This is a genomic window from Variovorax sp. Root473 (assembly GCF_001426505.1).
Lineage (GTDB): Bacteria > Pseudomonadota > Gammaproteobacteria > Burkholderiales > Burkholderiaceae_C > Variovorax.
Window position 1 is genome coordinate 30,028 of record NZ_LMEV01000001.1, and the last position, 26,009, is coordinate 56,036.

Sequence of the window (26,009 nt, forward strand, 5' to 3'; positions counted from 1 at the left end):
TGTCTCCTTCGGATGGTTGCAATCGGCGGGGGGCGGTGTCGGTGGTGTCAGCGGTACATGGCTTCGATCTGCCCGGCGTACTTCTTCTGCACGAAGCTGCGCTTGAGCTTCATCGTCGGCGTGAGCTCTTCGTCCTCGGCACTCAGCTGGGTTTCGAGCAGGAAGAATTTCTTGATCTGCTCCACGCGCGCAAACTTCTTGTTGACCTTCTCGATCTCCGCCTGGATGAGGGCCAGGATCTCGGGCGCGCGCGCCAGGCTCGCATAGTTGGAGAAGGGCACGTCGTTGTCCTGCGCGAACTTCTCGACGTTCTCCAGCTCGATCATCACGATCGCGCTGAGGTAGGCGCGGCGGTCGCCGATGACTACGGCATCGGTCACATAGGGCGAGAACTTGAGCTCGTTCTCCCATTCGCTGGGCGTGATGTTCTTGCCGCCCGCTGTGATGATGATGTCCTTCATGCGGTCGGTGATGCGAAAGAAGCCGTCGCTGTCGCTCGCGCCGACGTCGCCGGTGTGCAGCCAGCCTTCGGCATCGATGGTCTCGGCGGTCTTCTCGGGCTGGTTGAGATAGCCCATGAAGACGTTGGGCCCGCGTACCAGTAGCTCGCCCGTGGCCGGATCGAGGCGCACCTCGTTGTAGGCGCTGGCGGTGCCGATGGTGCCCAGGCGGATGCCGCCCGGCGGCATCGAGGTCGAGATGCCGCCCGACTCGGTCTGCCCCCAGGCCTCGAGCATCGGCAGGCCCAGTGCCAGGTACCAGCGGATCAGGTCGGGCGAGATCGGCGCCGCGCCCGTCACAAGGAAGCGGCAGCGCTGGATGCCGATGAAGCGCCGCACGTTGTTCAGTGCGGCCAGGCCGGCCAGGTGGTACTTGAGCTTGAGCCAGCCGCCCACGGGCTGCCCGGCGAGCACGCGCTCAGCCACCGCGTGGCCCACCGACAGCGCCCAGGCATACAGCGCCTGCTGCAACGGACTGGCTTCCTTCACGGCGATGGCCACGGCCGAATAGAACTTCTCCCACAACCGGGGCACGCCGCCGAACACGGTGGGCGCGATCTCGCGCACATTCTCGGGCACCGTGTCGGGGTTCTCGACGAAGTTCATCCGCGTGCCGGTGTAGATCGAGGCGTACAGCCCCACCACGCGCTCGGCCACGTGGCACAGCGGCAGGAAGCACATGCGCTCGTCGCTCTCATCCTGCGGCAGGAAGACGTTCAGCCCCTGTACCACCGTGAGCAGGCCCCGGTGCGAATGCATCGCGCCCTTAGGTTTTCCGGTGGTGCCCGAGGTGTAGATGAGGATGGCCAGCTCGTCCGGTCCTCGCAGCTCGCGCAGGCGGTCGAACGCGCCGGGATGGGCCTGGTCGTAGGCGGCGCCGTCGCGGCGCAGCGCATCCAAGGTCGTCACCATCGGGTCGCTGTAGCAGGACAGGCCGGTAGGGTCGATCAGCACGATCTTGCGCAGACGCGGCAGGTGCGCACGCGCCTCCAGCGCCTTGTCGAGCTGCTCCTCGTCCTCCACCACCAGCACCACGGTGTCCGAGTCCTCGCAGAGGAACTGCACCTGGCCCGCGGAGTCGGTCGGATAGATGCCGTTGGAAACACCGGCGGCGCTCAGCACCGCCATGTCGAACCAGACCCATTCGACGCGTGTGTTCGACAGGATCGATGCGCAGTCGCCCGGCTGCAGGCCGGCCGCCGCCAGGCCCATGGCGAGCTCGCGCACGATCACGCCGACCTCGCGTGCGCTCCAGGCCTGCCACAGTCCGAAGGCCTTCTGCCGCATCATCACGGCGTCACCGCGCGCAGCGACCGCGTTCCAGAACATGCGCGGCACGGTGTCGCCCGGTGTCACGATGTCGTGGTGCGGCGCCAGGTGATCGAGGTTCCAGAGTCTGGGCATGTGCATGGGTCTCCTCATCGCCAAGTCTTCTTCTTTTTCCAGCGGCGTTCGCCGCGTGCGCCTTCTTCCTTCATGCCCAGGTAGAACTCCTTGATGTCGTCCTTCTCGCGCAGGCGCTCGCAGGTGTCTTCCATGACGATGCGGCCGTTCTCCAGCACATAGCCGTAGTCCGAGGCATTGAGCGCCATGTTGGCGTTCTGCTCGACCAGCAGGATGGTGGTGCCGCGCTCGCGGTTGATGCGCACCACGATCTCGAAGATCTCCTTGGTGAGCTTCGGGCTGAGGCCCAGGCTGGGCTCGTCCAGCAGGATCATCCCGGGCCCGGCCATGATCGCGCGCGAGATCGCGAGCATCTGCTGCTGACCGCCCGATAGCAGGCCGGCGTCCTGCGCGGCCCGGTCCTTCAGGATGGGGAAGTAGCCGAACACGGTCTCGAGATCGCGCCCCACGCCGTCACGGTCACGGCGGGTGTAGGCGCCCATCAGCAGGTTGTCCTTCACCGACAACAGCGGAAAGACCTCGCGACCTTCGGGCACGTGGCTCAGGCCCCGTTGCACGATGTGCGCGGGGTCCTTCGCCGTGATGCTCTCGCCCTTGAATTCGATGCTGCCCTTGCGCGGATCGATGATCCCCGAGATGGTCTTGAGGATCGTGGTCTTGCCCGCGCCGTTGGAGCCCAGCACCGTGGCGATCTCGCCTGCGCGCACCTTGAGGCTCACGCCCCGAATGGCCTTGATGGGGCCGTAGGCACTCTCGACGTTGAGCAGCTGAAGGATGACATCGCTCATGCCTTCCTCCGCAGACTGCTCACGTCATCGACGGTTCCAAGATACGCCTCGACAACGCCGGGGTCTGACTGCACCTCGGAAGGCGTGCCGACTGCCAGCACCGCCCCCTGGTTCATCGCCAGCACACGATCCGACACCTTCGACACCAGGCCCATGTCGTGCTCCACCATCAGGATGGTCACGCCGAGGTCGCGCCGGATGTCCTCGATCCAGAAAGCCATGTCGCCCGTCTCCTCCACGTTCAGGCCGGACGAAGGCTCGTCCAGCAACAGCAGCCTGGGTTCGGTGCACAACGCCCTTGCCAGCTCCACCACCTTGCGCACGCCATAGGGCAGGCCCGCCACCAGTACATCGCGGTAGTGCTGAAGTTCGAGCAGGTCGATCACCTCTTCCACCTTGCGGCGCGTGCGGCGTTCGGCCTCGCGCACGGCAGGCGTGAAAAGCATCTCGGCCCACACCCCGGTGCTGCGGCGGATGTGGCGGCCGATCAGCAGGTTCTGCAGCACCGTCGCATGCTCGAAGAGCTCGATGTTCTGGAAGGTGCGCGCAATGCCGAGCGCGGCCACGCCGTGTGGCGGCACGGCGTCGAGCCGCTGGCCGTCGAAGCTGAGCGTGCCGCTGGTCGGCGTGTAGATGCGGCTGATCAGGTTGAACACCGTGGTCTTGCCCGCACCGTTGGGTCCGATGAGCGTGAACACCTCGCCTGCATGGACATCGAAGCTGACCTTGTTGACCGCCAGCACACCGCCGAATCGCACGCTGAGATCGCGCACCGATAACAAGGGGGCGCTCATTTCAACCGCTCCGATTTCTGGAAGGACTTCTGGCGCTTGAACATGCCGCGCCGGTAGAAGGGATACAGCTCCAGCCAGGTGCGCACCTTGAGCCATCGACCATACAGGCCCATCGGCTCGAGCATCACGAAGGTGATCAGCACAGCGCCGTAGACCACGCTCTGCAAGCCTGTGGCCTGGCCGATTGCCGCCGGCAGGTAGTCCTTGCCCAGCGAAATCAGCTGCGGCATGCCGATCAGGAAGATCGCGCCGAAGAAAGCGCCGTGGATCGAGCCGAGCCCACCGATCACCACCATCAGCACGAGGTCGATCGACTGCACCAGACTGAACTGCTCGGGCGAGATGAACTGCATCTTGTGGCCGTAGAGCGCACCGCCGAGGCCGGCGAGCGCGGCCGAGATGGCGAACGAAAGCGACTTGTAGCGTGCCAGCTGGATGCCCATGCTCTGCGCCGAGACCTCCGAATCGCGGATGGCCACGAAGGCCCGGCCGGTCGGCGCGCGCAGCAGGTTGAGCACCACCAGCGTGCTGCCGACCACGCACACGAGGCACAGGAAATAGAAGCGCTCGGTGCTGTCGAGCGCGTAGCCCAGAATCTGCGGCGCGGGCACCGACTTGCCCGCGTTGCCGCCGGTCACGCTCTCCCAACGCGCCAGCGCCTCCTCGACGATGAAGCCGAAGGACAGCGTCGCGATGGCCAGGTACATGCCCTTGACGCGCAATGCTGGCAAGCCGACCACCACACCGGCCACCGCGGCCAGCGCCATCGCGCAGGCCAGGCTCGCCGCCAGCGGCCAGCCCCGCGTCGCCAGGTAGGCCTCGGCGTAGGCGCCGATGCCCATGAATGCGGCGTGCCCGATCGAGAACTGCCCGGTAAAGCCGGCCAGGAGCATCAGGCCCACGGCGACGATGGCATAGATGAACACGAAGCTGAGCTGGGCCAGCCAGTACTCCGGCAGCAGCCAGGGTGCGGCGAGGAGCGCCAGCACGAGCAGCGAGTACCAGAACCGGTCGCCGCCGTGGCGGGCGAGCGCGATGTCCTGGTCGTAACGGGTCTTGAATACGAAGCGCATGGGAAGGTGGCCTTGGTTGTCTTGCGGTCCTAGACCTTCTTGCGCGCGCGATCGCCGAACAGCCCGGTCGGCTTGATCGCCAGCATCAGCAGCACCACGACGTAGGGCATCACGTCCTTGAAGCCCTCGGGCAGGAAGAAGCCCGACAGCGACTCCACCACGCCGATGACCAAGCCGCCCACGATGGCGCCGGGCAGGCTGCCGAAGCCGCCGACGATGGCCGCCGGAAAGGCCTTGAGCCCGATGAAGCCCATGTTGGCGTGCACGAAGGTGATGGGCGCGAGCAGCAGGCCGGCCACCGTGGCGGCGGCAGCGGCCAGCGCCCAGACCAGGCCATTGAGGCGCTGCACCGGGATGCCCATGTAGTAGGCCGCCAGCTGGTTCTGCGACGAGGCCTGCATCGCGATGCCGACGCGCGTGTAGCGGAACAGCAGCCACAGGCCGCCACACAGTGCGGCGGTGGCACCGATGATCACCAGTTGCTCGCCGCCGACCACCACCGCACCCAGGTCGAGCGTGCTGCCCTTGTAGGGCACGGCCAGCGCATGCGTGTCGGTGCCGATGCCCGGCACCATGGTGACACCGCCGCGGGCGATGTACCCCAGGCCGAAGGTCAGCATCACGATGGAGAACTGGGGCTGGCCGAGCACCGGGCGGATCACCGCGCGCTCGATCAGCATGCCGGCCAACGCCATCACCGCGACAGCTGCCAGCGCGGCCAGCCAGAAGGGCCAACCCAACACGCTCATGCCGGCCAGGCCGACGAAGGCGCCGAGCATCATCAGATCGCCCTGTGCGAAGTTGACGGTCTCGGTCGCCTTGTAGATGAGCACGAAGCCCAGGGCAATGAGGCCGTAGACACAGCCCTGCGCAATGCCCGCGACGATGATCTGCAATACCAGCAAAGCTCTGTCTCCATCGGCGGCCCCGTCGTCCGCTCCAGGGCAGCGCGCGGGACCTGTTGTTCGAATGTCGCGCCCCTCGTTCAGGCGCACCATGGACATTAGGGAGAGGCCTCGCGCGAGGTATCGTCGTATCCGACGATCCCCGAGGCACCACGCTGCGGGCTTTCCCGCATGCGGGCCCGCAATCGAAAAAGCCCAGTGCAACTGCACCGGGCTTCGGAGTACTTTTGAAGGCGCGTGAACGCCTCACGGGTTCTACCCGTCGCGGCGTCCGGCAAAGACAGGCGGACGCCGCTCGGTGAACGCGCGCACGCCTTCCGCGAAAGAGTCGCCATCGATGAGCGCCTGCTGGCGCTCGCACTCGAGCACCATCTGCTGCTCCAGGCTGTTGCGGCTGGCGGCCGACGCGAGTGCGCGTGCCTCCAGGATCGCATGCGATGGCAGGCGCGCCAGTTGCAGCGCCAGCGCCCGGGCCGCCTCCGGCAGGATCTCGTCGTCCGCGCATGCCCAGATCAGACCCCATTCTGCGGCCCGTTGCGCGTCGAGCTTTTCGCCGGTGAGTGCCAGGCCCAGTGCGCGTGCGGGGCTGACGGCGCGCGGCACCAGCCAGCTGGAGCCCATGTCCGGCACCAGCCCGAGTGAGGGCATGAACGGCAGGTAGAAGTACGCGGAGCGCGCGGCGATCACCATGTCGCCGGACAAGGCCAGCCCCACGCCGCCACCGGCGGCCACACCGTTGATCGCGCAGACGACGGGAACCGGCAGCGCGCGCATCTCCAGCATGATCGGGCTGGCCTGCTCGCGCAGCAGCTGGCCGACGTAGTCGCTCAACGTGCCGCTGGCCGGATCGGCGGCGCGTTGGCCGAATTCCTGCAGGTCCGCGCCGACGCAGAAGCCACGGCCATTGGCGGTCAGCAGCAAGGCGCGAATGCTCGCATCTCCGCGCACGCGGCGCAGCCCGGCAAGAAGACCTTGAAGCAGCGGCTGGGTCAGTGGATTGAGCCGCGCGCCTTCGTTCAAGGTCATCGTGGCGACGCCGTCCTGGACGTCGAAAAGTACAGCGTCGTTCATGCCGAGGGTGCCTTGTGGAATTGGGGAAAGTAGGTCCGGACGACATCGCCATCCAGCCGCAGGGCATGGCAACCGCCCAGCGGCGTCTGGCGTTGCTCGCTGGCGCGCGCATTCTGCTGGGCAAAGCTGCCATCGGCCCAGAACAGCTGGAAGGCAGTGCTCGCCATCAGCGGCAGAAGTTCCGTGATGTGGGTGCAGCCGGCAATGCCCCGGAACAGGCGCTTCACCTGCTGGGTGAAGCCCGGTTCGATGCGCAGGCCAATCAACTGGCGATAGACAGTCTCCACGCCCGCGCATGTGGCATAGGGTGTGTGCTCGCTGAATGCCGTCGCATCCACGATTTCGCGCTGCGCGTTGATCACGAGGCGCACCCGCATCTGGTGAATGGGCTGCAAGGCCGGAACCACCCGATTCACCAGCTGCAGCGGCATGGGCTTGGTGTCGATCAGTGTGGCTTCCAGTTCAAGCAATCCATCCTCGCGCCGGAAACCTTCGCAGTGGATGCGACGCGAATGCAGCGACGTTCGTGCAGAGGGAGGCGGCGCGTGGGTCATGCAAAGGCACCCGCGATATGAATGACGCCGGCCTCTTGAAGCGCACGGATGTCCTCGGGCCCCAACCCCGCGTGCGCGAGCAGTTCACCCGTGTGCGCCCCGACGGTCGGCGCAGGCGGCGGGAGCTCCGACGGCGTTCGATCGAATCGCGGCGCGGGTGCCGGCTGGCTGACGCCCTGCGGCGCGACGAAGGTCCCGCGTGCCTGGTTGTGCGGGTGCAGGGGTGCCTCGGCCATCGACAACACCGGGGCGAAACAGGCATCGCTGCCTTCCAGCAGCGCGCACCACTCGTCACGCGTGCGCTGGCGCATCACGCCTTCGAGCTTGCTTCGCAGCGCGGGCCATTCCTCTGGCGTCCACTGATGCTGAAACTGCGGATCGTCGATGCCGCACACCGCGAGCAGTTGCTTGTAGAACTGCGGCTCGATGGCACCGATCGACACATAGCGTCCATCGGCGCATTCATAGGTGCCGTAGAAATGCGCCGCGCCGTCCAGGAAATTGCTCTGCCGCTGGTCTTGCCAGAAGCCCTTGGTCATGAGCCCGTATGGCGCGGCCATCAGCAGCGCCGCACCGTCAGTCATCGCGGCATCGACCACCTGCCCTTTGCCGGAGCGTTGCGCCTCGGCCAGCGCGGCCAGCACGCCCACGACCAGCAGCATGCCGCCACCGCCGTAGTCGCCCACCAGGTTCAGCGGTGGCGCGGGAGGCCGGTCAGCCTCGCCCATGGCGTGGAGCGCGCCCGACAGGGAGATGTAGTTGATGTCATGGCCGGCCGCCTGTGCCAGCGGCCCGGTCTGGCCCCACCCGGTCATGCGCCCGTAGATCAGTCGCGGATTGCGCGCATGGCACACCGACGGGCCCAACCCGAGCTTTTCCGCCACACCGGGGCGAAACCCTTCCACCAGGATGTCGGCACGCGCCATCAGCCGAAGCACCGCCTCGACACCGCGCGGGTCCTTCATGTTCACCGACACGGAGCGCCGGCCGCGGTCGACGATGCTGTCGTTGCGCATCAGGTCTTCCAGTCCACCTTTGGAAGGTGGCCCTGGCAGGCGATCGATCCGAATGACGGTGGCGCCCAGGTCGGCCAACATCATGCAGGCGAACGGACCCGGGCCGATGCCTGCCAGCTCAATGACGGTGACGTGAGAGAGGGGTCCGGGCATGCGGTCGCTTTCGAAAAGGAGGGATGGGCGAGGGTTTCATGCGCCGCCTTGATGGTCGCGCCACAGCGTCGACGGGTAGTAGCCGGTCCAGTCGGCCTCGATGCGTTGCAAGGGCACGTCCGACCAGATGCCGTGGTCGCGCAGGTACTCCATGTGCACCGATCCGTCGGCCTTGAACTGCTGGAGCACCGCGTCCTGCGTACCATCGAATTCGGTCGGTGGCACGCCCATCAGCGCGCACAGTTCCTTGTTGAATGCGGGCACGGCCTTCACCCAGCGCCCGCCCAGGTAGAGTGCGGCCCAGCCGTGGTGCATGAACACTTCGCGCCCGCCCATGGCCTGCTGCATCTTCGGCGTGCTGAAATGATTGACCACGTCCGACAGGCCGATCGCCGCCGGAATGCCTGCGCAGCGCGCCGCGGCCGCAAGCAGCGCCGCCTTCGGGATGCAGAAGGCCGCGCCCTCCGCCACCACGGTGCTGGCCCGCAAGCCCTCGGGCGTCAACCGCACGTTGCCCGCGTCATAGCGGACCTGGTCGCGCACCGCGTAGAACAGGCGAACGGCCTTCTGCGTCGCGGTCGTCGCGTCCCCGATGACATCGGCCACGAACCGGGCCACCGCTGGTGCGCCGAAATCCAGAAACGCCGTGGCCGCCAGGTAGCGGTCACCCGGCTCGGGCCATCCGTAGGGGGTGAATTCCATCGCGCTCATCGCTGCTCACATGCGCTTGGCAACTTCTTCGAGCATCACCTCGGTAGCGCCACCGCCGATGGTCAGGATGCGGGCGTCGCGCGCCATGCGCTCCACCGGTGTGCCGATGATGAAGCCTGTGCCGCCATGCAGCTGCAGGCAGGTGTGCACCACCTCCTGGAGCGTCTCCGCCGCGAAGGCCTTGAGCATCGACACTTCGCGCACGGTGTCCTTGCCCTCGGCGATCATCTGCGCGCATTGGTAGGTGAGCGCACGCGCCGCTGCGGCCTTGGACGCGACCCAGGAGAGCTTGTTGCGCACCACCTGCTGGTCCCACAGCGTCTTGCCGAACGCCTGGCGCTGGCGCACGTAGTCCACCGTCAGTTCGATGGCGCGGGCACAGGTGCCCGAGACCAGCGCACCCACCACCAGCCGCTCGTTCTGGAACGTGCTCATGATGTAGTAGAAGCCCTTGCCCTCCTCGCCCAACAGCGCATCGGGTGCCAGCTTCATGTCGTCGAAGAACAGCTCGGCGGTGTCGGACGAGCGCCAGCCATGCTTGTCGAACTGGCGCGCCACCTTCAGGCCGGGGTTGTCCTTGTCGACGATGAACAGCGAGATGCCTCGGCTGCCCTTGGCATCGGGATCGGTGCGGGCGGCCACGATGAAGATGTCGCCGTACACGCCGTTGGTGATGAAGGTCTTGGAACCGTTGACCACCCAACCGCCATCGGGCGTGCGCTGCGCGCGCGTCTTCAGGCCCGCGACGTCCGAGCCCGCATTCGGCTCAGTGACGCACACGGCGCCCACCTTTTCTCCCGCGCAGGCCGCGGGAAGGTATTTGAGTTTCTGCTCGTGCGTGCCGCGGTGCGCGATGTGACCAATCGACATGTCGCTGTGCACCGTGAGCGCCGAGGCCACGCCGCCGTAACCGGAGCGTGCCAGCTCTTCCCCCAGAACCACGGAGGCCAACGGGCCCATGCCGCCGCCGCCGTATTCGACCGGATGGCGCATCCCGAGGAAGCCGAGCTGGCCGAGATCGCGGAACAGCTCGCGTGGGATTTCTCCCGAGACCTCCCAGGCATCGGCGCACGGAACGATGCGCTCGCGGACAAAGCGGCGCACTTGCTCGCGCACCATGCGCAGGTCTTCGTCGAGAAGGTCGGGCTCCAGAAATTCGAATTCGGTCATGGAAGTGGATGCAGTGAAGGATTCAGTTCGAAGAACAAGCGCGCCCATCAATTAATAGTCCGGCACGTCGGTTTATTTTAATGACGCAATCGACTCTGTGCAAGCAGCGCTTGCTACACTTCGCGCCCCAAGGAGGACCGCATGCCGCGCGTACGTTCAGACGACTATGAATCCAAGAGCCAGGCCATCATGGACTGTGCTGCCGCCCTTTTCGCCAAGGAGGGCTACCCCGCGGCGAAGATGCAGGACGTGGCCAAGGCATGCGGGGCGACCAAGTCGATGCTCTACCACTACTTCCCGGCGAAAGACGATCTGCTGTTTGCGATGCTGCAGGAGCATCTGCAGCGGCTGATCGCGGCCCTGGAAGAAGCGCTGACCGGCAAGGGAAAACCGGGCGAACGGATGCAGCGGCTGGTCCAGGCCTACATGCAGAAGTCGGTCCAGTCGCGCCGCCGCCACATGGTCGCGATGAGCGATGTGAAGTTCCTTCCCAAGGCCAAGCAGGCGCCGCTCATTGCGCTGCAGCGCCAGCTGGCGGAACTCGTTGCGGGCTTGCTGCGGGAGCTGAACCCGCACCTGGCCGACCACCTGTACAAGCCCTACACCATGATGCTGGTGGGCATGCTCAACTGGACCGACTTCTGGTATTCGTCCACTGGCCCAGTGAAGCCCCAGGAACTGTGCGACCGTATGGCGCGCCTGTTTCTCCATGGCTTCATCGCTGAGAAGGGTTAAGGGACGCGTCCTCCCTGCTTCGGGCCGACGACGCCACCCGCTCGGTACTGCGCGCGCAAGTCGGCCTCGCTGCTTGAGGCTTTCCATCCAGAGATTCTTCGGTAGGAAAAAATCGGAAGCGGCGTCCAGCGCAATCACTTCGCGCCTCCACCCGCTTGCATAGACCGCCGCGTCGGTCTATTATTATTTCTCACCACGCAGTTGCGTTCTCACGCCCGACGGGTGACCCCGAAAACCATCAGAGACAAACAAACCATGATTTCCCACACCCGCCGCATCTTTGGCGTCGTGGCGCTGGCCGGCGCCTTCGCGGCATCCGTCCCCGCCATCGCCCAGACCACTGTGATCAAGTACTCCAACTGGCTTCCGGCCGGCCAGGCCATGCGCATGGAGGTCATCGAGCCGTGGATTGCCGAGGTCGCGAAAGTAACTGCCGGCCGCGTGAAGATCGACACCCTGCCCAAGGTGGTGGGCACACTGCCCGCGCAGTTCGACGTGGCGCGCGACGGACAAGCCGATCTCGTGGTGTTCATTCCCGGCTACACGCCCAACCGCTTTGACGTGCTCGAGGGACTGCAGATGCCGTTCGTGAGCGACAACCCGGAAATCCTCGCTCCCGTCGCCGACCGCTTCTTTCGCAAGCACCTGGCCAGCTACGGCGAATTCAAGGGCGTGTACCCGCTGTCGGTCTACGTGGTCTCGCCCGGCCAGCTGTTCAACTCCAAGCGCGCGCTGCGCAGCGTGGACGACTTCAAGGGTCTGAAGATCCGCAGTCCGCAGGCCAGCGCTACGCAGGCGCTGCAGTTGCTGGGCGCGGTACCGGTGAGCAAGCCCGTGAGCGAGACCTATGAGCTGATGTCGTCGGGCGTGCTGGACGGCACTCTGATGCCGCCAGAGTCCATTCCAGCCTTCAAGCTCAACGAGCTGGTGCCCTACGCCACCATCGTGCCAGGTGCGATCTACAACACCGTGCTGGTGCTCGGCATCAACGAAGACAAGTGGAAGTCCCTGCGCGCCGAGGACCGCGAAGCCATCATGCGCATCAGCGGCGACGCTTTCGCCACCAAGATCGGGGCCGCCTACGCCAAGGGCGACCGCGCTGCCTTCGACGGCTTGCGCAAGGCAGGCAAGAGCGTGGAGACGGCACCGCCCGCGCTGGTCGCTGAAATGAAGAAGGTGCTCGCACCAGTCGAGAAGGACTGGGTTGAGAAGGCCAAGAAGAAGGGCGTTGCCGATCCGCAGAAGCTCTTGGACCAGCTGCGTGCCGACGTGGCCGCCGGGAAATAAGCGATGGCGCAAGGAAAGATCGAGCGCGGGCTCACGGCCGCGGGCACGCTGGCCTTGCTGGCCTTGATGCTCATCGTTTTCATCGACGTGCTGGGCCGCAACCTCTTCAACAGCCCCTTGCTGTGGGGAACGGAGCTCGCGGAAGTGATGCTCGCTCTGATGGTGTTCGCGCTCTATCCGGTCCTGGCACGGCGCGGTGGCCACATCGTGGTCGACCTGATTCCGGTGGCGCGCGCTGCGCGAACGGCTCAGCGCGTGCTGTCCGGCGTGGTCGGGGCCTTGTTGTTCGGCCTGCTCACCTGGTGTTGCGGGCGGCAGGCCCTGCGCTCGGCCGAGTTCGGCGATGCCTCGGCCCTGCTCGGAATCCCCACGGCCTGGGTGCTGTGGTGCATGGCCGGGCTCGCCGCCTTGAGCGCCCTGATCTTCGTCGCACACGCGCTCGGCGTCTGGCGCGAAGAAGCGTCACCCACCGGTCTGGGAGGCTGAGATGCTCGCGATCTCCATCGGCTTTCTGATCGCCTTCGCGCTGATCCTCCTGCAAGTGCCGATCGCCACCGCCCTCGGGCTGGTGGGCTTCGGTGGGGTGCTTGTACTCAACGGCTGGACGCCCGCGATCAGCATGGTCGCCACCATCACGCGCGACAGCACCCTGGTCTACACGCTCATCGTACTGCCGCTGTTCGTCCTGATGGGCAACCTCGTGGCGGGCGCCGGCATTTCGGGTGACCTGTTCCGCGCTGCGCAGGCCCTGATCGGGCGGCGCCGCGGCGGTGTGGCGATGGCCACCGTGGTCGCCTGCGGCAGCTTTGGCGCCATCTGTGGCTCCAGTGTGGCGACGGCGGCCACCATGGGGAAGGTCGCCATCCCCGAAATGCGCCGCCTCGGCTATGGCGACAAGCTGGCCTCCGCCGCTGTTGCCGCAGGCGGCACGCTGGGCATTCTGATCCCGCCCTCGGTGATCATGGTGGTCTACGGCGTGGCCACGCAGACCCACATCGGCATGTTGTTCGCGGCCGGCATCGTGCCGGGCCTCGTGGCCGTCATCGGGTACATGATCGCGGTTCGCTACATGGTTTGGCGCGACCCGTCGCAAGCGCCCCCGAGCACGGAGCGCATGAAGATGGACGGGCGCTCGCTGCTGCGCACCCTGTGGCCCGTGGCCGCGATCTTCGGCATCGTCATGGGCGGAATCTATGGCGGCCTGTTCACCTCGGTGGAAGCCTCGGGCATCGGCGCGGCGGCAGCGCTGCTGTTCGCGCTCACGCGGCGCAATCTCACGCTGGCGCAAATCCGTGAGATCTTCGCCGACAGCACGCGCACCTCGGCGATGATGTTTGCCATCATCCTGGGCGCGGCGCTGTTCGGCGAGTTCGTGAACATCACGGGTGTCCATGAAGGCCTGCTGGCGCTGGTCCAAGGCAGTGGCCTGCCGCCCTTCGGCGTCATCATGGTGATGATCGCGATCTACCTGGTGCTCGGCTGCGTGCTCGAGAGCCTGTCGATGATCCTGCTCACCGTGCCCATCTTCTTTCCCATCGTGCTCTCGCTGGGTTTCGACCCGGTGTGGTTCGGCATCCTGATCGTGGTGGTGGTCGAGATCGGTCTCATCACGCCCCCGATCGGCGTCAACCTGTTCGTGATCCGTTCGGTCACGCCCGACATCGCCATGGGCTCGATCGTGCGCGGCGTGTTGCCTTTTATCGTGGCCGACCTGCTGCGCGTGATGCTGATCGCTTCGGTGCCGGCGTTGAGCCTGTGGCTGCCCAATCTGTTGTTCAAGAGCGCCGGTGGATGAGCGAATCCAGACTTGACCTTTCCACAGACGCCTTGAGTGAACGACTCGGCGCCTTTTTTTCACAAGCCTTGCAGCGCCCGCTGCGGCTGGACGGTTGGCGCCGCTTCCCTGCAGGCTTCTCCTGGATCACGGTGGGCTTCACGGCCACACCACAAGACGGTGGCCAGGCCCTGGAATTGATCCTGCGCATCGGCGACCCGCGTGGCCTGCTCGCGCCCTACCAGGCCGAGCCCGAATACCGTGCGCTGGAGGCGCTGCAGGGCAATGCGGCGCTGCCGGTGCCGCGCGTCTTCGCCTTCAGCGACGACCCCGCCGTGATCGGCGCGCCCTTCTTGGTGACCGGGCGCGTGATGGGCGACACGCCCATGCCCTGGAAAGGCGCGGCGGAGGCGCGCGGCGAGGCGCACAACGCCAGCCTGGCATCCGACTTCGTGAGTGCGCTTGCCGCGCTTCATCAGGTGGACTGGCAAAACACGGCGCTCAAGCGCCTGTGGGGCACGGTGAGCGAAGACTCGGTGGCGCGCGACCAGGTTCTGTACTGGTGGCGCCACGCCGGCTTCGCCGATGACGCGTCGCAGGCGCCGGCGCAACTGCACCATGCCATGCGCTGGCTGCTGCGCCACGCGCCCAAGGCGCCGCGGGTGGTGATCGTTCACGGCGACTACCGCGTGGGCAATTTTCTGCAGCAAGACGGGCGCATCACGGCCGTGCTCGACTGGGAGCTGGTGCACCCGGGCGACCCGCATGAAGATCTGGCCTGGGGTGCGCTGCGCATCTTCTCGGGCGGCACGGGGCGGGTCGGCGGCCTCATGGAGCGCGCGGCGTTCTTCGAGGCCTACGCGAAGCAGACGGGCCTCATCCTGGATCCGCAGGCGCTGCACTACTACGAGGTGCTGGGCCTGTTCAAGAGCGCGTCCATGCTGCTGAGCGCGGCACACCGTGTGGACAGTGGCCGCGGACACGACGTGCGCATGGCCTCCATGGGCTTTCAGGTGGCGTCGACGCTGCTGGAGCTCAATCGCCTGATTTCGGAGGCCGCATGAACACCGACCTGGCCGGACTGATGGAAGCGCTGCGCCGCACCCTGAGCGACGCGGTGGCCCCCGAACTGACGAGCGACGTGGCACGCGGCCAACTCGCCGCCGTGCACGACATCCTCGGAAAACTCGCCGGCATGGCGGTGTGGGACCCGCAGCCTCTGCAGGCACAGGCCACGGCGTTGCGCGAAGGCACCAGGCGGTTTGCCGAGCGGGTCGCGCGCGCCGGCCTGAGCCTGCCGGCTGCGCCTGAAGCAGCCGACTTGCCGGGCGCCGAGGCGCGTGTGCGCGAGCTCACCGACTGGCTCGACCAGCAGGGTCCATCGCTGCCGCGGGACACCGAGGTCGAGCTCGACACCATCCTGCTCCACGCCTTGCGCGAGCAACTGCTCATCGAGCGCAAGCGCATCCCCCTGACCGACTTCAGCGCCATGACGGCCGCTGCCTCCAAGGATTGACATCATGCTGACTCCCCAGGACGACCTGATCGGCCACCAGACCCCCGGCACCTTTGCACAAGCCGGCAACGGGGACGCTCGTTTCACCGAGCGCTACTGGTACACCGCGCACCCCATCGACGGCACCCCACTGCTGCTGGACGTGGGTTTTGGCTACTACCCGAACCGCGGCGTCATGGACGCCTTTGCAGGTGTCACGGTGGGACGCACCCAACACAACTTCCGCGCGTCGCGCCAATTGGGTGCGAACCCGCTGGACCTGGAAGTGGGTCCCCTTCGGCTGGACGTCGTGCAGGGTCACCAACTGCACCGACTCACGCTGCGCGACAACGCTTCAGGCATCGCCTTCGAGCTGGAATTCCAGGCTGCCTTCCCCGCCGCCCAGGAAAAGCAGAGCCGACGCGAACGCGATGGCGACGTCGAAGAAGACCTGGCGCGCGTGGCGCAGTTCGGCCGCTGGCGCGGCTGGCTCCGCGTGGGCGGGAAGCGCCACGAGCTCACACCGGCCACCTGGTGGGGTCAGCGTGACCGCTCCTGGGGCATCCGCTCGGAGATGCGCACCGATTGGGCCTCGCCTCCCATGCAGACGCACAAGAAGTTCTTCTGGACGTGGTCAATGCTGCAGACGCCGACCTTGGGCGTGTCGATGTTCCTGAAAGAGCGCGAGCCCGGCAAGCCCTACTACCTGTCAGGCGCCGAGTACCAGCGCCAGGCTGATGGCAGCGTGCGCCACCGCGAACTCACGGGCGCCGAGCACGACCTGCAATGGGCCGACGACCCGCTGGGCCAAACTATCACGGGCGGTGAGCTGCGTCTGTCTTTCGATCAGGGCTCACCCCGAATCCTCCGGCTGGAAGCGCTGCCTGCGCGGTATTACCTGAAAGGCGGCCTCTACGGTGGCTGGGACGGTTGGAATCACGGCGACGACAAAGGCGCCTACGCCGAAAGCCACGATGTCTGGAACCTGGACGATGCACTCACGCGTGAACGCGCGCGCACCCTGGGCGATCACGTGCTTCGTGTGCACACCGACGGCGAGTCCGGCATCGGCATCAGTGAATACGGTGTGGCCGCGGGGTACCCGCGCTACCCACTGCCGCAGAAGCACCCGGCGCTGTAAGCCTGCGCGCAGGAGAGCCGCCCCATGCAACTGACCCAAGCCCTTTCTCGCGCTGTGCAGACGCGCGCCCGGCATACCGCCACCATCTACCAGGACCGCAAGCGAAGCTGGAGCGAAGTGGGCGCGCGCGTGCCGCGCTTGGCCGCCGGTCTCTGTCAGCTCGGCTTGAAGCCCGGTGATCGCCTGGCGGTGCTGGCCTTCAACAGCGACAACTACATCGAGCTGTTCTTCGCCGCGGCGTGGGCCAACCTGGTGATCGTGCCTCTGAACACGCGCTGGGCTGTTCCTGAGAACGTCTACAGCCTGAACGACGCGGGCTGTCATGGGCTGATAGTGGACGACGGCTTTGCGGACCAGGTCCCGGCGCTCCTCAAGGGCCATGCCATGCAGCACGTGGTGCACATGGGCGACCAGCCCACGCCCGCCGGGATGCACGCCTACGAGGGTTTGATCACCCAGTCGGAGCCCATGGCCGACGCCTGTGGCCGCGACGACCAGCTCTGCGGCATTTACTACACGGGCGGCACCACGGGGCATCCCAAGGGGGTGATGCTGTCGCACACGAACTTCATCGCGGCTTCCATCAACTGGATCGCCACGCTGCATTTCAGCGACCAGACGACCTACATGCATTCGGCAGGTCTCTTTCACCTGGCCGGATCGTCGCCGGCCTTCGCACTGACGCTGGCCGGCGGCACACACGTATGCCTGCCCAAGTTCGACGCGCAACTGGCCTTTGAGGCGATCCAGACGCACAGGATCAACTACGTGTTGTTTGTGCCGACCATGATCAACATGCTTTTGAACCACCCGGACTTCGACCGTTACGACTTGACCAGCGTGCGCTACTGCGAGTACGGCGCCTCGCCGATTCCAGACTCTGTGCTGGCCACGGCGATCGCGAAACTGCCGAGCTGGGAGTTCATTCAGGGCTACGGCATGACGGAGACCGCCGCACTGACGGTGAGTCTGCCCTGGCGTTACCACTTCGACGGCGAGCACGGCCCTCACAAGCGAAAGGCCGCAGGTCGCGCCGCGTATGGGGTGGATGTGAAGATCGTGGACCCAGAGGGCAACGAGCTGCCCCGCGGAACGTCCGGTGAAATCGCGGTACGCGGACCGCAGGTGATGCTGGGCTACTGGAACAAGCCTGATGCGACGGCCGCCGCGATTCGGGACGGCTGGATGCATACCGGCGACGGAGCCTGGATGGACGAAGACGGCTTCATCTACATCGTCGACCGCGTGAAAGACATGATCATCAGTGGCGGCGAAAACATCTACTCGCGCGAGGTCGAAAATGCCGTGCACGCACATCCGGCCGTCAAGGAGTGCGCCGTCATCGGCATCCCCGATGAAAAGTGGGGCGAGGCCGTATTGGCCGTGATCTCCCTGAAGGACGCGCATGAGGTGACCGAGCAAGAGATCATCGAGCACTGCCGTGCCCTCATTGCCAACTACAAGTGCCCCCGCAAGGTTCAGTTTCTCGACGCGCTGCCTTTGTCGGGTGCCGGAAAAATCATGAAGAACGTGCTCCGCGAGCCGTACTGGAAGGGAAGCACACGGTCAGTCAATTGAACGCGCCACTCGACCGCTTTCCGACACCTGAGATGCACCTTCGGTGTCGGCCTCGACAAGCCATGCGCTTCAGGACCTCCGGCGCAGCGGATTGAAACCGGTGACCAGCAACGTTGCCGCAAGCACCAGCCGGCACCCGGGCAGCATTCCGGACGTGAAGGGCTCCGCCAGGAACAGACGGCCCCAGGCCACACCAAAAAAAGGAATCAGGAACGCAGCCGCGGTAGCGGCACTGGCGGCCACCTCGCGCATCAGTCGCAGGCTCGCCCAGTACATCAACCCCGAGGTGACCGTGCCCAGAATCACCAGCGAAAACATGCCTGACCATGTGACCTGGATGCGCGGTCCGGCAAGCACCGTTGGAATCAACAGCACCACGCTCGCCGCGACATGTGCGGCAGCGGCCACGGGCAAGGCGTCGTGGTCTCGCGTGGCACGCTTCATGAAGATCGCCCCGATGCCGTAGGTCGCCGCAGCCAGTGTGCAAGCAAGTGCGCCGAGAATCGTGGTGGTCGACACAACCACCGGCCCGAGTTGCATCAGCAAAACAACCCCGACCAGCCCGAGTGCGCAACCGATCAGGCGTCGGATTGCAAGCTTCTCATCACCCAGTGCAACCGCCCCGAGTACGCCGAATAGCGGCGCCGTGGTATTGAGCACCGAGGAGTAGCCTGCCGGCAGTACCAGCGCTGCCAACGGAAAGAGAACGTAAGGGCAAACCAGTGTCAGCAGCCCGACAAATGCCAGCGCGGGCCAAGCCGAGCGCGGTGGCCAGCGCATTCGCGTGGCATGCATGATCAAGGCGAGGACGCCTGTCGCGAGCAGGCAGCGCAGTCCCGCCACACCCCAAGGGCCCAGCGCCGGCGTAGCGATGCGCAGCAGCACGAACGAGCCGCCCCAGGTGGCCGAGAGCAACACGAGCATAAAAAAATGGCGGGCAAGCATGAACGTTGGGAGTGCGATCAGCCCGCGCCGATACAGCGGCCCCGCCTGGCCCACGCCAGCCAGTGTCGAACGTGGCGTGTCGTTTTACCCACCGGGACGGGTGGCATCGCCACGAAGTGGTCGACGGCACGTTCTTCATTGAATACTGGCGCGCGGTGAACGGTCCGATGGCATCGCACCCCTGTTTCTGAATGGCGTCTCCGTCCGAAGGCGTCAAGGCGGACGCGTGACGCGCCCGCGGGGCTCATTACTGCATCAGCTTGTAGGTGGAGGTGGCCGGATCGGCTTTGAGCAGGAACAGCTTGGGTGCCGCCAGATGGTTCGTCGCCGAGAAGCTGATCGGCGTCATGGCACCCGTTTCCAGCTTGCTGACCTTGGCCAGTTCCACGTTGGTGCAGTCCCAGGTCAGCGCCTTGCCGCAGCGCTCCATCGCCGCGAACAGTGCGCGCGCCGCGGCGTAGCCGGTGAACGAGTAGCGGTTCACGCGCGTGCGCTCCTCCGCGGAAAGATGCCGGTCGAGCTTCTCCATGAAGCCCTTCGCCTCCGGCGCACTCTCCAGGTAGACGTAGTCCACCGTGTACACGTTCTCGCCGGCCGAACCCATCATCTTGGCGCTGGCGGGCACGCGCGAAACGTAGGTCACGCCGACTGGAATCTTGTGGCCGATGCGCTCGAGCTCCTTGACCATGGTGACGTTCTCGCCAAGCACGCCACCCGCCATCAACGCTTCGGCGCCGGCCTGCTTGACCTTGAGGATTTCCGATGAGAAGTCCGACTGGCCCTTCTTGAAGATCTGGCTGGAGACCAGCTCCAGCTTCTTCTCCTTGGCTGCGCGCTCGAACCCGTCGCGCACGTTCTCGCCGTAGTCGTCGTCCTGCGAGATCAGCGCCCATTTCTTGCCGGGGTAACGCTCCGCCATCTGGACCACCAGGCCGTAGACCGCTTCGCGCATGTCGTAGCCCACCGCGAACACGTTCTTGATGGTCGGCTTGTAGAGCCCTTCATAGGTGGTGATGGGCGCCATGGCAGGGACGCCGGCCTGCTTGAAGAGCGACATCGCGGCCTGCGCCTGGGCCGTGCCCGAGATCGAGGTGAATGCGAAGACCTTGTCGCTGTTGAGCAGCTTGCGAACGCCCTGGATCGTGCGCGAAGGCACGTAGCCGTCGTCCTCGGAGACCAGGCGCAGCTTGCGGCCGTGGATGCCGCCGTTGGCGTTGGCCTCGGCGACCGCGACCTTCACGCCCAGGTTGTGCGCCACGCCCAGCATGGCGGGCGGTCCGGTCAGCGGCAGGATGTCGCCGATGACGATCTCGGTGTCCGTCACGCCCTGCTGCTGCGCCGATGCGGGCACGGCGACACCGGCGGCCAGCAGGCTGGCGGCGGCAAGCCGCAAGAGTTTGTGCTTCATGGATGTCTCCTGATGGTTGTGGCAATCAGCCGTTGGAAAATCTCAAGGGATTCAGTAGCGCAGCGGCCAGAACACCCACGCGTGACGCAGGTCGTGCCACATGCCGCGCAGGCCGCGCGGATCGAAGCGCAGGAAGGCGACGATGGCCAGACCGTAAAGAATGGTCTTGATCTCGTGCGCGCTGGTCGTCATGAGCTCGGCCAGCCGGCCGCCCAGGCCGGCCATCAGCGCCGAGAAGACCTCGGGCATGCTGACGATGAAGACGGCGCCCAGCACGGCACCGAGCACGGAGCCGATGCCGCCGACGATGATCACCGCCAGCGCCTCGATGCTTAGCAGGAAGGGATAGCCCTCCACCGAGACGATGCTCATGTACATGCCCATCAGCGCCCCGGCCACACCGGTGAGTGCCGCGCTCACGAGAAATGCCAGCAGCTTGTAGCGCACCAGGCTGATGCCCATGGTGCGTGCCGCGATGTCGTTGTCGCGGATCGCCACCAGCGCCCGTCCGACATAGGAGCGCCGCAGATTCAGCACCACCAGCACGGCCAGCACGCACATCGCCACGCAGAACCAGTAGAAGGCTCTGTCGCTGGACAGGTCCATGCCGAACAGGACCGGGCGCTCGACCGGGATCCCGCTGCCCGCGCCGGTGAACTTTCCGCCTGCCAGGATGCCGGCGCTCACGATGTGCGCGAACGCCAGCGTCGTGATGGCAAGGTAGAGCCCATGCAGCCGCAGCGACGGGATGCCCACGATCAGCCCGAAGGCTGCAGGAACGATGCCCGACATCACGAGTGCGAGTTCGGGTGGCAGGCCCAGCCGCGCGACGCTGATCGCATAGGCGTATCCACCGAGCATGAGGAAGCCGACGTGGCCCAGCGAGATCAGCCCGGTGAACCCGGTGAGCACCATCAGGCCCAAAGCGCCCACGATCGTGAACAGGATCACCGTCATGTGCGACAGCACATAGGTGCTCATGAAGAACGGCGCCCCGATCAGCGCGATCAGCAACAGCGCCACCCAGACTTTCACCGCGGGCGAGTCCGTCAGGACCACCAGGTCGCTGTACTTTTGTTTGAAGAAGCCGCTGCGCATCAGACCCTCTCAATTCTTTTTTCACCGAACAGACCGAAGGGCCGCACCATCAGGACCACCAGGATCAGGACGAAGCCGGCGATCTCCTTGAGCGTGCTGGGCAGATAGCCGCCCACGAGGTTTTCCAGCACACCGATCACCAGGCCGCTGACGCCCGAGCCCAGGATGGCGTCGAAGCCGCCCAGCACCGTGGCGGGAAAGGCTTTCAGGCCGAGTTCGAAGATGGTGGGTGCCAGGCCATAGATGACCGCGAAGAAGGCCCCCGCGAGGCCGGCAAGGCCCGACGCCGCCGCCCATGCCACCGCCTGCACGCGCGCCGTGGACACGCCCATCAGGCGCGCGGTTTTCTCATCGGCCGCCACCGCGCGCATGGCCACGCCGAAGCGGCTGCGGCTCAGGAAGACCCAGAAGCCCGCCAGCGCCAGCAGCAGCACGGCGATCACGGCGATCTGGCTCACGCGCATGCCGATCCCGCCCAGGTGCACGATGGTGTCCGCGCCCGCCACCGCGAACTTGTGCGGCGAGGCGCCCCAGATCAGGGTGACCAGCGAACGCAGCATCACCGAGAGGCCCACCGTCACCAGCACGACGGACAGCACCGATTCGCCGAGCATGGGACGCATGATGAGCCGCTCGCAGATCAGCCCCAACAGCGCGCCCACCACCACCGCGACCAGCACCGTCAACACCGCGCCGGTGCCCAGCGTGACGGCGATCGACCAGGAGGCATACGCGGTGAGCATGCCCATCTCGCCCTGTGCGAAATTGACGATGCCCGTGGCCTTGTAGATCACCGCGAAGCCCATGGCGACCAGTCCGTAGATGGCACCGATCGCCAGGCCCGAGACGACCAGTTCGATGAAATAGCTCATGACGCTTGCCCGTAGATCTGTTCGAGCTCGCGCGCGAACTTCTTGTTGATGAGGCCGCGGCGGACCTTCTGTGTGGCGGTGATCTCGCCGTCGTCGTGGTCCAGCTCTTTCTCGAGGAGCACGAACCTGCGGATGTTTTCCACCCGCGCGAAACGCGAATTCACCTCGTCGACCACGCCCTGGATGAGCGCCACGACGTCGGGCAGGAGCGTCACCGACTTGAAGGTGGTGTATTGCAGGTCGCGATCGGCGGCCCACCGGCCCACGCTGTCGAAGTCGATCTGGATCAGGCCGCCCAGGAACTTGCGGCCCTCCCCCACCACGATGGCCTCGCGGATGTACGGGCTGTCCTTCAGCGCGTTCTCGATCTCCGAGGGCGCGATGTTCTTGCCGCCGCTGGTGATGATGATGGCCTTCTTGCGGTCGACCACCGCGACCTCGTCGTCGCCCCGCAACTCCACGATGTCGCCGGAGGCGAGCCAGCCGTCGGCCTGCAGGATCTCGCTCGTGCCCTTGTCGTCGAACAGGTAGCCCTTGAAGACGCCGGGCGAACGCAGGAAGACCTCGCCATCCTCGCCGAGCTTCCATTCCGTGCCCGGCATGGCAGGCCCGCAACTGGCATTCAGGAAGGGGCGTCCTGGCACCTGCACGAAGCCCAGTCCGCACGACTCGGTGAGTCCGTAGCCCTGGCCCACCGGCACGCCGATGATGTCGAAGAAGCGCAGGGTCTCGGGCGACACCGACGCGCCGCCGCACATGCGGGTATGGGTGCGGTTCAGCCCCATGTGACGCTGCATGTTGCGAAACAGCGCGGCGTACCAGAAGCCGAACTCCAGCCGATCGCCCAGTGCCGTGAGACGGCCCTTGACCGCGCGGCGATCGGACAGCACCCGCCCGCGCTTCATGCCCACGCGGTAGACCCAGCGGGACAGGCGACTGGCATCCTGCATCTTGAATTCGAAGCCCTGCTGCAGCTTCTCCCAGATGCGCGGCACGCCGAGGAAGAAGGTCGGCGCGATCTCGCGGATGTTGGTGGCCACCGTGTCAACCGACTCGGCAAAGTTCACGCAACCGCCCGAGACCAGGTGCTGCACCGTGGAGTAGGCGCGCTCCGCCACGTGGCACAAGGGCAGGTAGCACACCGACTCGAACGGCTGGTCGTGCATCTGCCGCGCGGCGCGGTAGGCATAGGTGCCGTAGATGAAGTTGCGGTGCGTGAGCATCGCCCCCTTGGGTGGCCCCGTGGTCCCGGAGGTGTAGACAAGGATGTTGACGTCGTCCGGCACCAGGCTTTCGATGCTGGCGTCGAGCCGCTTTTCCGCAGTGGCATCTTCGGCCGCGAGCTGGTCGCCCAGCGCCATCAGATGCGCGAAGCTGTGCGGCCGGCCAGACTCGTAGCGGCGCAGGCCCTTCATGTCGATGCAAAAGAGATGCTGCAGATGCGGCAGGCCGGCTTCGCTGGCCATCGCGTCGAGCACCTTGTCGGTCTGCTCCTGGTCGCCGGTGATCGCCACCTTCGCCTGACAGTGGCCTGCGATGTAGAGCACCTCGGCCCAGGGATTGGTGGGATAGATGCCCACCACCTGCACGCCGATCATCTGGGCGCCCAGGTCGGCATAGAACCACTCCGGGAGCCCTTCGGCCGCGATGATGATGCGGTCGCCGCGCTGCAGGCCGAGCTTCATCAGGCCCAGTGCGGTGCGGCGTGCGTCGCGGTAATAGTCGGCCCAGGTGCGCGTGCGCCAGATGCCGTTGACCTTCTCGCGCAGCGCCACCTGATGTCCGCGCTCCCGGGCGCGGGCGCGCAACAAGGTCGGCAGCGTGCCTTCGCCGCGAATCAATTGTTCGTGCTCAAACATGGCTGCCCTCCTCGCCGAGGTAGGCGGCCAGCACGGCCGGGTTCGCGGCCACTTCGGCTGGCGTGCCCTGCGCGATCAGGCAACCGAAATCCAGCACGTACACACGGTCCGACAGGTCCATCACCACTTGCATGTCATGTTCGATCATCAGCACCGCGACGCCGAACTCGTCACGGATGTCCAGGGTGAAGCGGGCGATGTCTTCTTTCTCTTCACGGTTCATGCCCGCCACGATTTCGTCGAGCAGCAGCAAGCTGGGCTCACAGGCCAGCGCCCGGCCCAGTTCGACGCGCTTTTGCTGGCCATAGGCCAACTGGCTCACCGGCTTGTCGCGCAGCTCTTCGATCTCCAGGAACTCGATGATCTGTTCGACCTTTTCGCGCGCGGCGATCTCCTCGCGCCGGGGACGTCCCCAGAACGCAAGGGACTCCAGCACGGAGTAGTTGAAGTGGATGTGGCGCCCGACCAGCAGGTTCTCGATCACACTGCCCTGTCGGAACAGCGCCAGGTTCTGAAAGGTGCGACCGATGCCCAGGCGGGCGAACTCGGAAGACTTGAGCTTCGCCGTGTCCCGGCCCTTGAACAGGATCTGCCCCTCGCTGGGCGGCAGCACGCCGCTGACGAGGTTGAAGGTGGTGGTTTTGCCGGCGCCGTTGGGGCCGATCAGGCTCACGATCTCGCCCGGCATCACCTTCAGGCTGACTGCGTTCACGGCCTTGACGCCGCCGAAACGCTTGGAGATGCCGATCGCCTCCAGAACCGGGGTTTGCGCGGGCGTGCTCATGACAGCCACCTCTTGCGGCGCTTGTAGTGCTTGACGTCTTTCATGCTGGTGCGCCCGGGCTGCGAGCTCAGGCCAAGGTAGAACTCGCGCACGTCGGCGTTGCGGCGCAGTTGCTCGCTGGTGCCGTCCAGCACGACGCGGCCGTTCTCCATGATGTAGGCGTAGTCGGCAATGGCCAGGGCCCGGTTGGCGTTCTGCTCGACCAGCAGGATCGTCAAGCCGGTGGTGTCACGCAGCTTCTGGATGCTCTGGAAGATCTCGCTGACGATCAGCGGCGCCAGGCCCAGCGAAGGCTCGTCGAGCGCCAGCACGCGCGGCCGGCTCATGAGCGCACGCCCGATGGCCACCATCTGCTGTTCACCCCCGGAGAGGTAGCCCGCGACCGTGCCGCGCATATCGGCCAGCCGCGGGAACAGCGCAAACACTTCCTCGCGCCCACGCGCCAGGCTGACAGCAGACTGCAGGTGCGCCCCCGCGATCAGGTTCTCTTCCACCGTCAACGTGGCGAACAGGCGGCGCCCCTCCGGCACCTGAACCATGCCCTGGCGCACGATGGCGGGCGCCAGCGCCTTTTCGATGGGCTGGCCGTTCAGCAGGATCGAGCCCTTCTCGATCTCGCCGTCTTCGGCATCCAGCACGCCCGACACGGCCTTGAGGACCGTGGACTTGCCCGCGCCGTTGGACCCCAGCAGGGCCACGATCTGGCCGGGCCGGACTTCCAGCGACACGTCACGCACGGCTTCGATGGCGCCGCCGTAGACCACCTGGATGTTGTGGATCGCGAGCGCGGGCTTCGGCGGGTCGCTGGAGGGTTGAGTGATGACCATACGTCGAGAAATTGGAGGCCGTCGTCGGTGGCCCGGTGAAAGGGAACTTGCTCTTTTATAGACCGTC

General features: G+C 65.9%; 25 protein-coding genes. 8 read left to right on the forward strand and 17 right to left on the reverse strand.

Annotation, left to right across the window (positions count from 1 at the left end; translation table 11 throughout):
* Nucleotides 1-47 precede the first annotated feature (47 nt).
* The 10 genes from ASD34_RS00115 to ASD34_RS00160 all read right to left on the reverse strand — a co-directional run bounded on the left by ASD34_RS00115 (nucleotide 48) and on the right by ASD34_RS00160 (nucleotide 10,139).
* Complete coding sequence (locus ASD34_RS00115; protein WP_056572421.1) at nucleotides 48-1,904, reverse strand: AMP-dependent synthetase/ligase; 1,857 nt, start codon at nucleotides 1,902-1,904, stop codon at nucleotides 48-50.
* Nucleotides 1,905-1,918: 14 nt separating this feature from the next.
* Entirely contained in the window at nucleotides 1,919-2,692 is a 774-nt protein-coding gene (locus tag ASD34_RS00120; RefSeq protein ID WP_056571422.1) for an ABC transporter ATP-binding protein, read from the reverse strand.
* Nucleotides 2,689-3,486: an ABC transporter ATP-binding protein gene (locus tag ASD34_RS00125; RefSeq protein WP_056571425.1), complete on the reverse strand. Its 798-nt coding sequence runs from the start codon at nucleotides 3,484-3,486 to the stop codon at nucleotides 2,689-2,691. The genes ASD34_RS00120 and ASD34_RS00125 overlap by 4 nt, the downstream gene beginning before the upstream one ends.
* Nucleotides 3,483-4,559 carry a branched-chain amino acid ABC transporter permease gene (locus ASD34_RS00130; RefSeq protein ID WP_056571426.1) on the reverse strand — a complete coding sequence of 359 codons (1,077 nt, stop codon included), beginning with the start codon at nucleotides 4,557-4,559 and terminating at the stop codon, nucleotides 3,483-3,485. The genes ASD34_RS00125 and ASD34_RS00130 overlap by 4 nt, the downstream gene beginning before the upstream one ends.
* 29 nt (nucleotides 4,560-4,588) lie before the next feature.
* The gene (locus tag ASD34_RS00135) at nucleotides 4,589-5,464 is read right to left on the reverse strand and encodes a branched-chain amino acid ABC transporter permease (protein WP_056571429.1); all 876 of its coding nucleotides are present in this window, start codon (nucleotides 5,462-5,464) and stop codon (nucleotides 4,589-4,591) included.
* A gap of 255 nt (nucleotides 5,465-5,719) precedes the next feature.
* On the reverse strand, nucleotides 5,720-6,535 hold the full coding sequence (locus tag ASD34_RS00140; RefSeq protein ID WP_056571432.1) for an enoyl-CoA hydratase-related protein: 816 nt from the start codon (nucleotides 6,533-6,535) through the stop codon (nucleotides 5,720-5,722).
* Nucleotides 6,532-7,089: a DUF2889 domain-containing protein gene (locus ASD34_RS00145; protein ID WP_082548441.1), complete on the reverse strand. Its 558-nt coding sequence runs from the start codon at nucleotides 7,087-7,089 to the stop codon at nucleotides 6,532-6,534. Before ASD34_RS00145 ends, ASD34_RS00140 begins: the two co-directional genes overlap by 4 nt.
* On the reverse strand, nucleotides 7,086-8,258 hold the full coding sequence (locus ASD34_RS00150; RefSeq protein ID WP_056571438.1) for a CaiB/BaiF CoA transferase family protein: 1,173 nt from the start codon (nucleotides 8,256-8,258) through the stop codon (nucleotides 7,086-7,088). Before ASD34_RS00150 ends, ASD34_RS00145 begins: the two co-directional genes overlap by 4 nt.
* Before the next feature lie 36 nt (nucleotides 8,259-8,294).
* On the reverse strand, nucleotides 8,295-8,960 hold the full coding sequence (locus ASD34_RS00155; protein ID WP_162248669.1) for a transglutaminase-like domain-containing protein: 666 nt from the start codon (nucleotides 8,958-8,960) through the stop codon (nucleotides 8,295-8,297).
* A gap of 15 nt (nucleotides 8,961-8,975) precedes the next feature.
* Nucleotides 8,976-10,139, reverse strand: a complete 1,164-nt coding sequence (locus tag ASD34_RS00160; RefSeq protein WP_056571442.1) for an acyl-CoA dehydrogenase family protein — start codon at nucleotides 10,137-10,139, stop codon at nucleotides 8,976-8,978.
* Nucleotides 10,140-10,280: 141 nt separating this feature from the next.
* Here ASD34_RS00160 and ASD34_RS00165 point away from each other — a divergent pair, with 141 nt between their 5' ends.
* The 8 genes from ASD34_RS00165 to ASD34_RS00200 all read left to right on the forward strand — a co-directional run bounded on the left by ASD34_RS00165 (nucleotide 10,281) and on the right by ASD34_RS00200 (nucleotide 18,149).
* Nucleotides 10,281-10,874, forward strand: coding sequence for a TetR/AcrR family transcriptional regulator (locus tag ASD34_RS00165; RefSeq protein ID WP_056571443.1), 594 nt, complete (start codon nucleotides 10,281-10,283; stop codon nucleotides 10,872-10,874).
* A 255-nt stretch (nucleotides 10,875-11,129) separates the two neighbouring features.
* On the forward strand, nucleotides 11,130-12,161 hold the full coding sequence (locus ASD34_RS00170; RefSeq protein ID WP_056571445.1) for a TRAP transporter substrate-binding protein: 1,032 nt from the start codon (nucleotides 11,130-11,132) through the stop codon (nucleotides 12,159-12,161).
* 3 nt (nucleotides 12,162-12,164) lie between these two features.
* Nucleotides 12,165-12,647, forward strand: coding sequence for a TRAP transporter small permease (locus ASD34_RS00175; RefSeq protein WP_056571447.1), 483 nt, complete (start codon nucleotides 12,165-12,167; stop codon nucleotides 12,645-12,647).
* 1 nt (nucleotide 12,648) lies between these two features.
* Complete coding sequence (locus ASD34_RS00180; protein WP_056571449.1) at nucleotides 12,649-13,956, forward strand: TRAP transporter large permease; 1,308 nt, start codon at nucleotides 12,649-12,651, stop codon at nucleotides 13,954-13,956.
* Between the two features lie 32 nt (nucleotides 13,957-13,988).
* Nucleotides 13,989-14,999 (forward strand): phosphotransferase family protein, encoded by a 1,011-nt coding sequence (locus ASD34_RS00185; RefSeq protein WP_162248670.1) that lies wholly within the window; start codon nucleotides 13,989-13,991, stop codon nucleotides 14,997-14,999.
* A complete protein-coding gene (locus tag ASD34_RS00190) occupies nucleotides 14,996-15,451 on the forward strand; it encodes a hypothetical protein (protein ID WP_056571454.1) in 456 nt (151 codons plus the stop codon). The genes ASD34_RS00185 and ASD34_RS00190 overlap by 4 nt, the downstream gene beginning before the upstream one ends.
* 4 nt (nucleotides 15,452-15,455) lie before the next feature.
* A complete protein-coding gene (locus ASD34_RS00195; RefSeq protein WP_056571456.1) occupies nucleotides 15,456-16,571 on the forward strand; it encodes a hypothetical protein in 1,116 nt (371 codons plus the stop codon).
* 24 nt (nucleotides 16,572-16,595) lie between these two features.
* Nucleotides 16,596-18,149 (forward strand): acyl-CoA synthetase, encoded by a 1,554-nt coding sequence (locus ASD34_RS00200; RefSeq protein ID WP_056571458.1) that lies wholly within the window; start codon nucleotides 16,596-16,598, stop codon nucleotides 18,147-18,149.
* 69 nt (nucleotides 18,150-18,218) lie between these two features.
* On the opposite strand, the gene ASD34_RS00205 is transcribed toward ASD34_RS00200, so the two are convergent.
* From ASD34_RS00205 to ASD34_RS00235, 7 genes are all read right to left on the reverse strand, one after another.
* Entirely contained in the window at nucleotides 18,219-19,094 is an 876-nt protein-coding gene (locus ASD34_RS00205) for a DMT family transporter (RefSeq protein WP_056572423.1), read from the reverse strand.
* A 247-nt stretch (nucleotides 19,095-19,341) separates the two neighbouring features.
* A complete protein-coding gene (locus tag ASD34_RS00210; protein ID WP_056571460.1) occupies nucleotides 19,342-20,502 on the reverse strand; it encodes an ABC transporter substrate-binding protein in 1,161 nt (386 codons plus the stop codon).
* 51 nt (nucleotides 20,503-20,553) lie between these two features.
* The gene (locus ASD34_RS00215) at nucleotides 20,554-21,600 is read right to left on the reverse strand and encodes a branched-chain amino acid ABC transporter permease (protein WP_056571462.1); all 1,047 of its coding nucleotides are present in this window, start codon (nucleotides 21,598-21,600) and stop codon (nucleotides 20,554-20,556) included.
* Entirely contained in the window at nucleotides 21,600-22,472 is an 873-nt protein-coding gene (locus ASD34_RS00220; protein WP_056571464.1) for a branched-chain amino acid ABC transporter permease, read from the reverse strand. Before ASD34_RS00220 ends, ASD34_RS00215 begins: the two co-directional genes overlap by 1 nt.
* The gene (locus tag ASD34_RS00225; RefSeq protein ID WP_056571466.1) at nucleotides 22,469-24,331 is read right to left on the reverse strand and encodes an AMP-dependent synthetase/ligase; all 1,863 of its coding nucleotides are present in this window, start codon (nucleotides 24,329-24,331) and stop codon (nucleotides 22,469-22,471) included. Before ASD34_RS00225 ends, ASD34_RS00220 begins: the two co-directional genes overlap by 4 nt.
* Entirely contained in the window at nucleotides 24,324-25,115 is a 792-nt protein-coding gene (locus ASD34_RS00230) for an ABC transporter ATP-binding protein (protein ID WP_056571467.1), read from the reverse strand. Before ASD34_RS00230 ends, ASD34_RS00225 begins: the two co-directional genes overlap by 8 nt.
* The gene (locus ASD34_RS00235) at nucleotides 25,112-25,942 is read right to left on the reverse strand and encodes an ABC transporter ATP-binding protein (RefSeq protein WP_056571469.1); all 831 of its coding nucleotides are present in this window, start codon (nucleotides 25,940-25,942) and stop codon (nucleotides 25,112-25,114) included. Before ASD34_RS00235 ends, ASD34_RS00230 begins: the two co-directional genes overlap by 4 nt.
* Nucleotides 25,943-26,009 lie beyond the last annotated feature (67 nt).

Bases quoted from the DNA above. Each gene is read 5' to 3' on its own strand.
- ASD34_RS00145 (WP_082548441.1), bottom strand. From the start codon at position 7,089: ATGACCCACGCGCCGCCTCCCTCTGCACGAACGTCGCTGCATTCGCGT.
- ASD34_RS00230 (WP_056571467.1), bottom strand. From the start codon at position 25,115: ATGAGCACGCCCGCGCAAACCCCGGTTCTGGAGGCGATCGGCATCTCC.
- ASD34_RS00170 (WP_056571445.1), top strand. From the start codon at position 11,130: ATGATTTCCCACACCCGCCGCATCTTTGGCGTCGTGGCGCTGGCCGGC.
- ASD34_RS00175 (WP_056571447.1), top strand. From the start codon at position 12,165: ATGGCGCAAGGAAAGATCGAGCGCGGGCTCACGGCCGCGGGCACGCTG.
- ASD34_RS00115 (WP_056572421.1), bottom strand. From the start codon at position 1,904: ATGCCCAGACTCTGGAACCTCGATCACCTGGCGCCGCACCACGACATC.
- ASD34_RS00210 (WP_056571460.1), bottom strand. From the start codon at position 20,502: ATGAAGCACAAACTCTTGCGGCTTGCCGCCGCCAGCCTGCTGGCCGCC.
- ASD34_RS00130 (WP_056571426.1), bottom strand. From the start codon at position 4,559: ATGCGCTTCGTATTCAAGACCCGTTACGACCAGGACATCGCGCTCGCC.
- ASD34_RS00125 (WP_056571425.1), bottom strand. From the start codon at position 3,486: ATGAGCGCCCCCTTGTTATCGGTGCGCGATCTCAGCGTGCGATTCGGC.
- ASD34_RS00180 (WP_056571449.1), top strand. From the start codon at position 12,649: ATGCTCGCGATCTCCATCGGCTTTCTGATCGCCTTCGCGCTGATCCTC.
- ASD34_RS00195 (WP_056571456.1), top strand. From the start codon at position 15,456: ATGCTGACTCCCCAGGACGACCTGATCGGCCACCAGACCCCCGGCACC.
- ASD34_RS00235 (WP_056571469.1), bottom strand. From the start codon at position 25,942: ATGGTCATCACTCAACCCTCCAGCGACCCGCCGAAGCCCGCGCTCGCG.
- ASD34_RS00120 (WP_056571422.1), bottom strand. From the start codon at position 2,692: ATGAGCGATGTCATCCTTCAGCTGCTCAACGTCGAGAGTGCCTACGGC.
- ASD34_RS00155 (WP_162248669.1), bottom strand. From the start codon at position 8,960: ATGGAATTCACCCCCTACGGATGGCCCGAGCCGGGTGACCGCTACCTG.
- ASD34_RS00150 (WP_056571438.1), bottom strand. From the start codon at position 8,258: ATGCCCGGACCCCTCTCTCACGTCACCGTCATTGAGCTGGCAGGCATC.
- ASD34_RS00200 (WP_056571458.1), top strand. From the start codon at position 16,596: ATGCAACTGACCCAAGCCCTTTCTCGCGCTGTGCAGACGCGCGCCCGG.
- ASD34_RS00190 (WP_056571454.1), top strand. From the start codon at position 14,996: ATGAACACCGACCTGGCCGGACTGATGGAAGCGCTGCGCCGCACCCTG.
- ASD34_RS00220 (WP_056571464.1), bottom strand. From the start codon at position 22,472: ATGAGCTATTTCATCGAACTGGTCGTCTCGGGCCTGGCGATCGGTGCC.
- ASD34_RS00225 (WP_056571466.1), bottom strand. From the start codon at position 24,331: ATGTTTGAGCACGAACAATTGATTCGCGGCGAAGGCACGCTGCCGACC.
- ASD34_RS00215 (WP_056571462.1), bottom strand. From the start codon at position 21,600: ATGCGCAGCGGCTTCTTCAAACAAAAGTACAGCGACCTGGTGGTCCTG.
- ASD34_RS00205 (WP_056572423.1), bottom strand. From the start codon at position 19,094: ATGCTTGCCCGCCATTTTTTTATGCTCGTGTTGCTCTCGGCCACCTGG.
- ASD34_RS00165 (WP_056571443.1), top strand. From the start codon at position 10,281: ATGCCGCGCGTACGTTCAGACGACTATGAATCCAAGAGCCAGGCCATC.
- ASD34_RS00140 (WP_056571432.1), bottom strand. From the start codon at position 6,535: ATGAACGACGCTGTACTTTTCGACGTCCAGGACGGCGTCGCCACGATG.
- ASD34_RS00160 (WP_056571442.1), bottom strand. From the start codon at position 10,139: ATGACCGAATTCGAATTTCTGGAGCCCGACCTTCTCGACGAAGACCTG.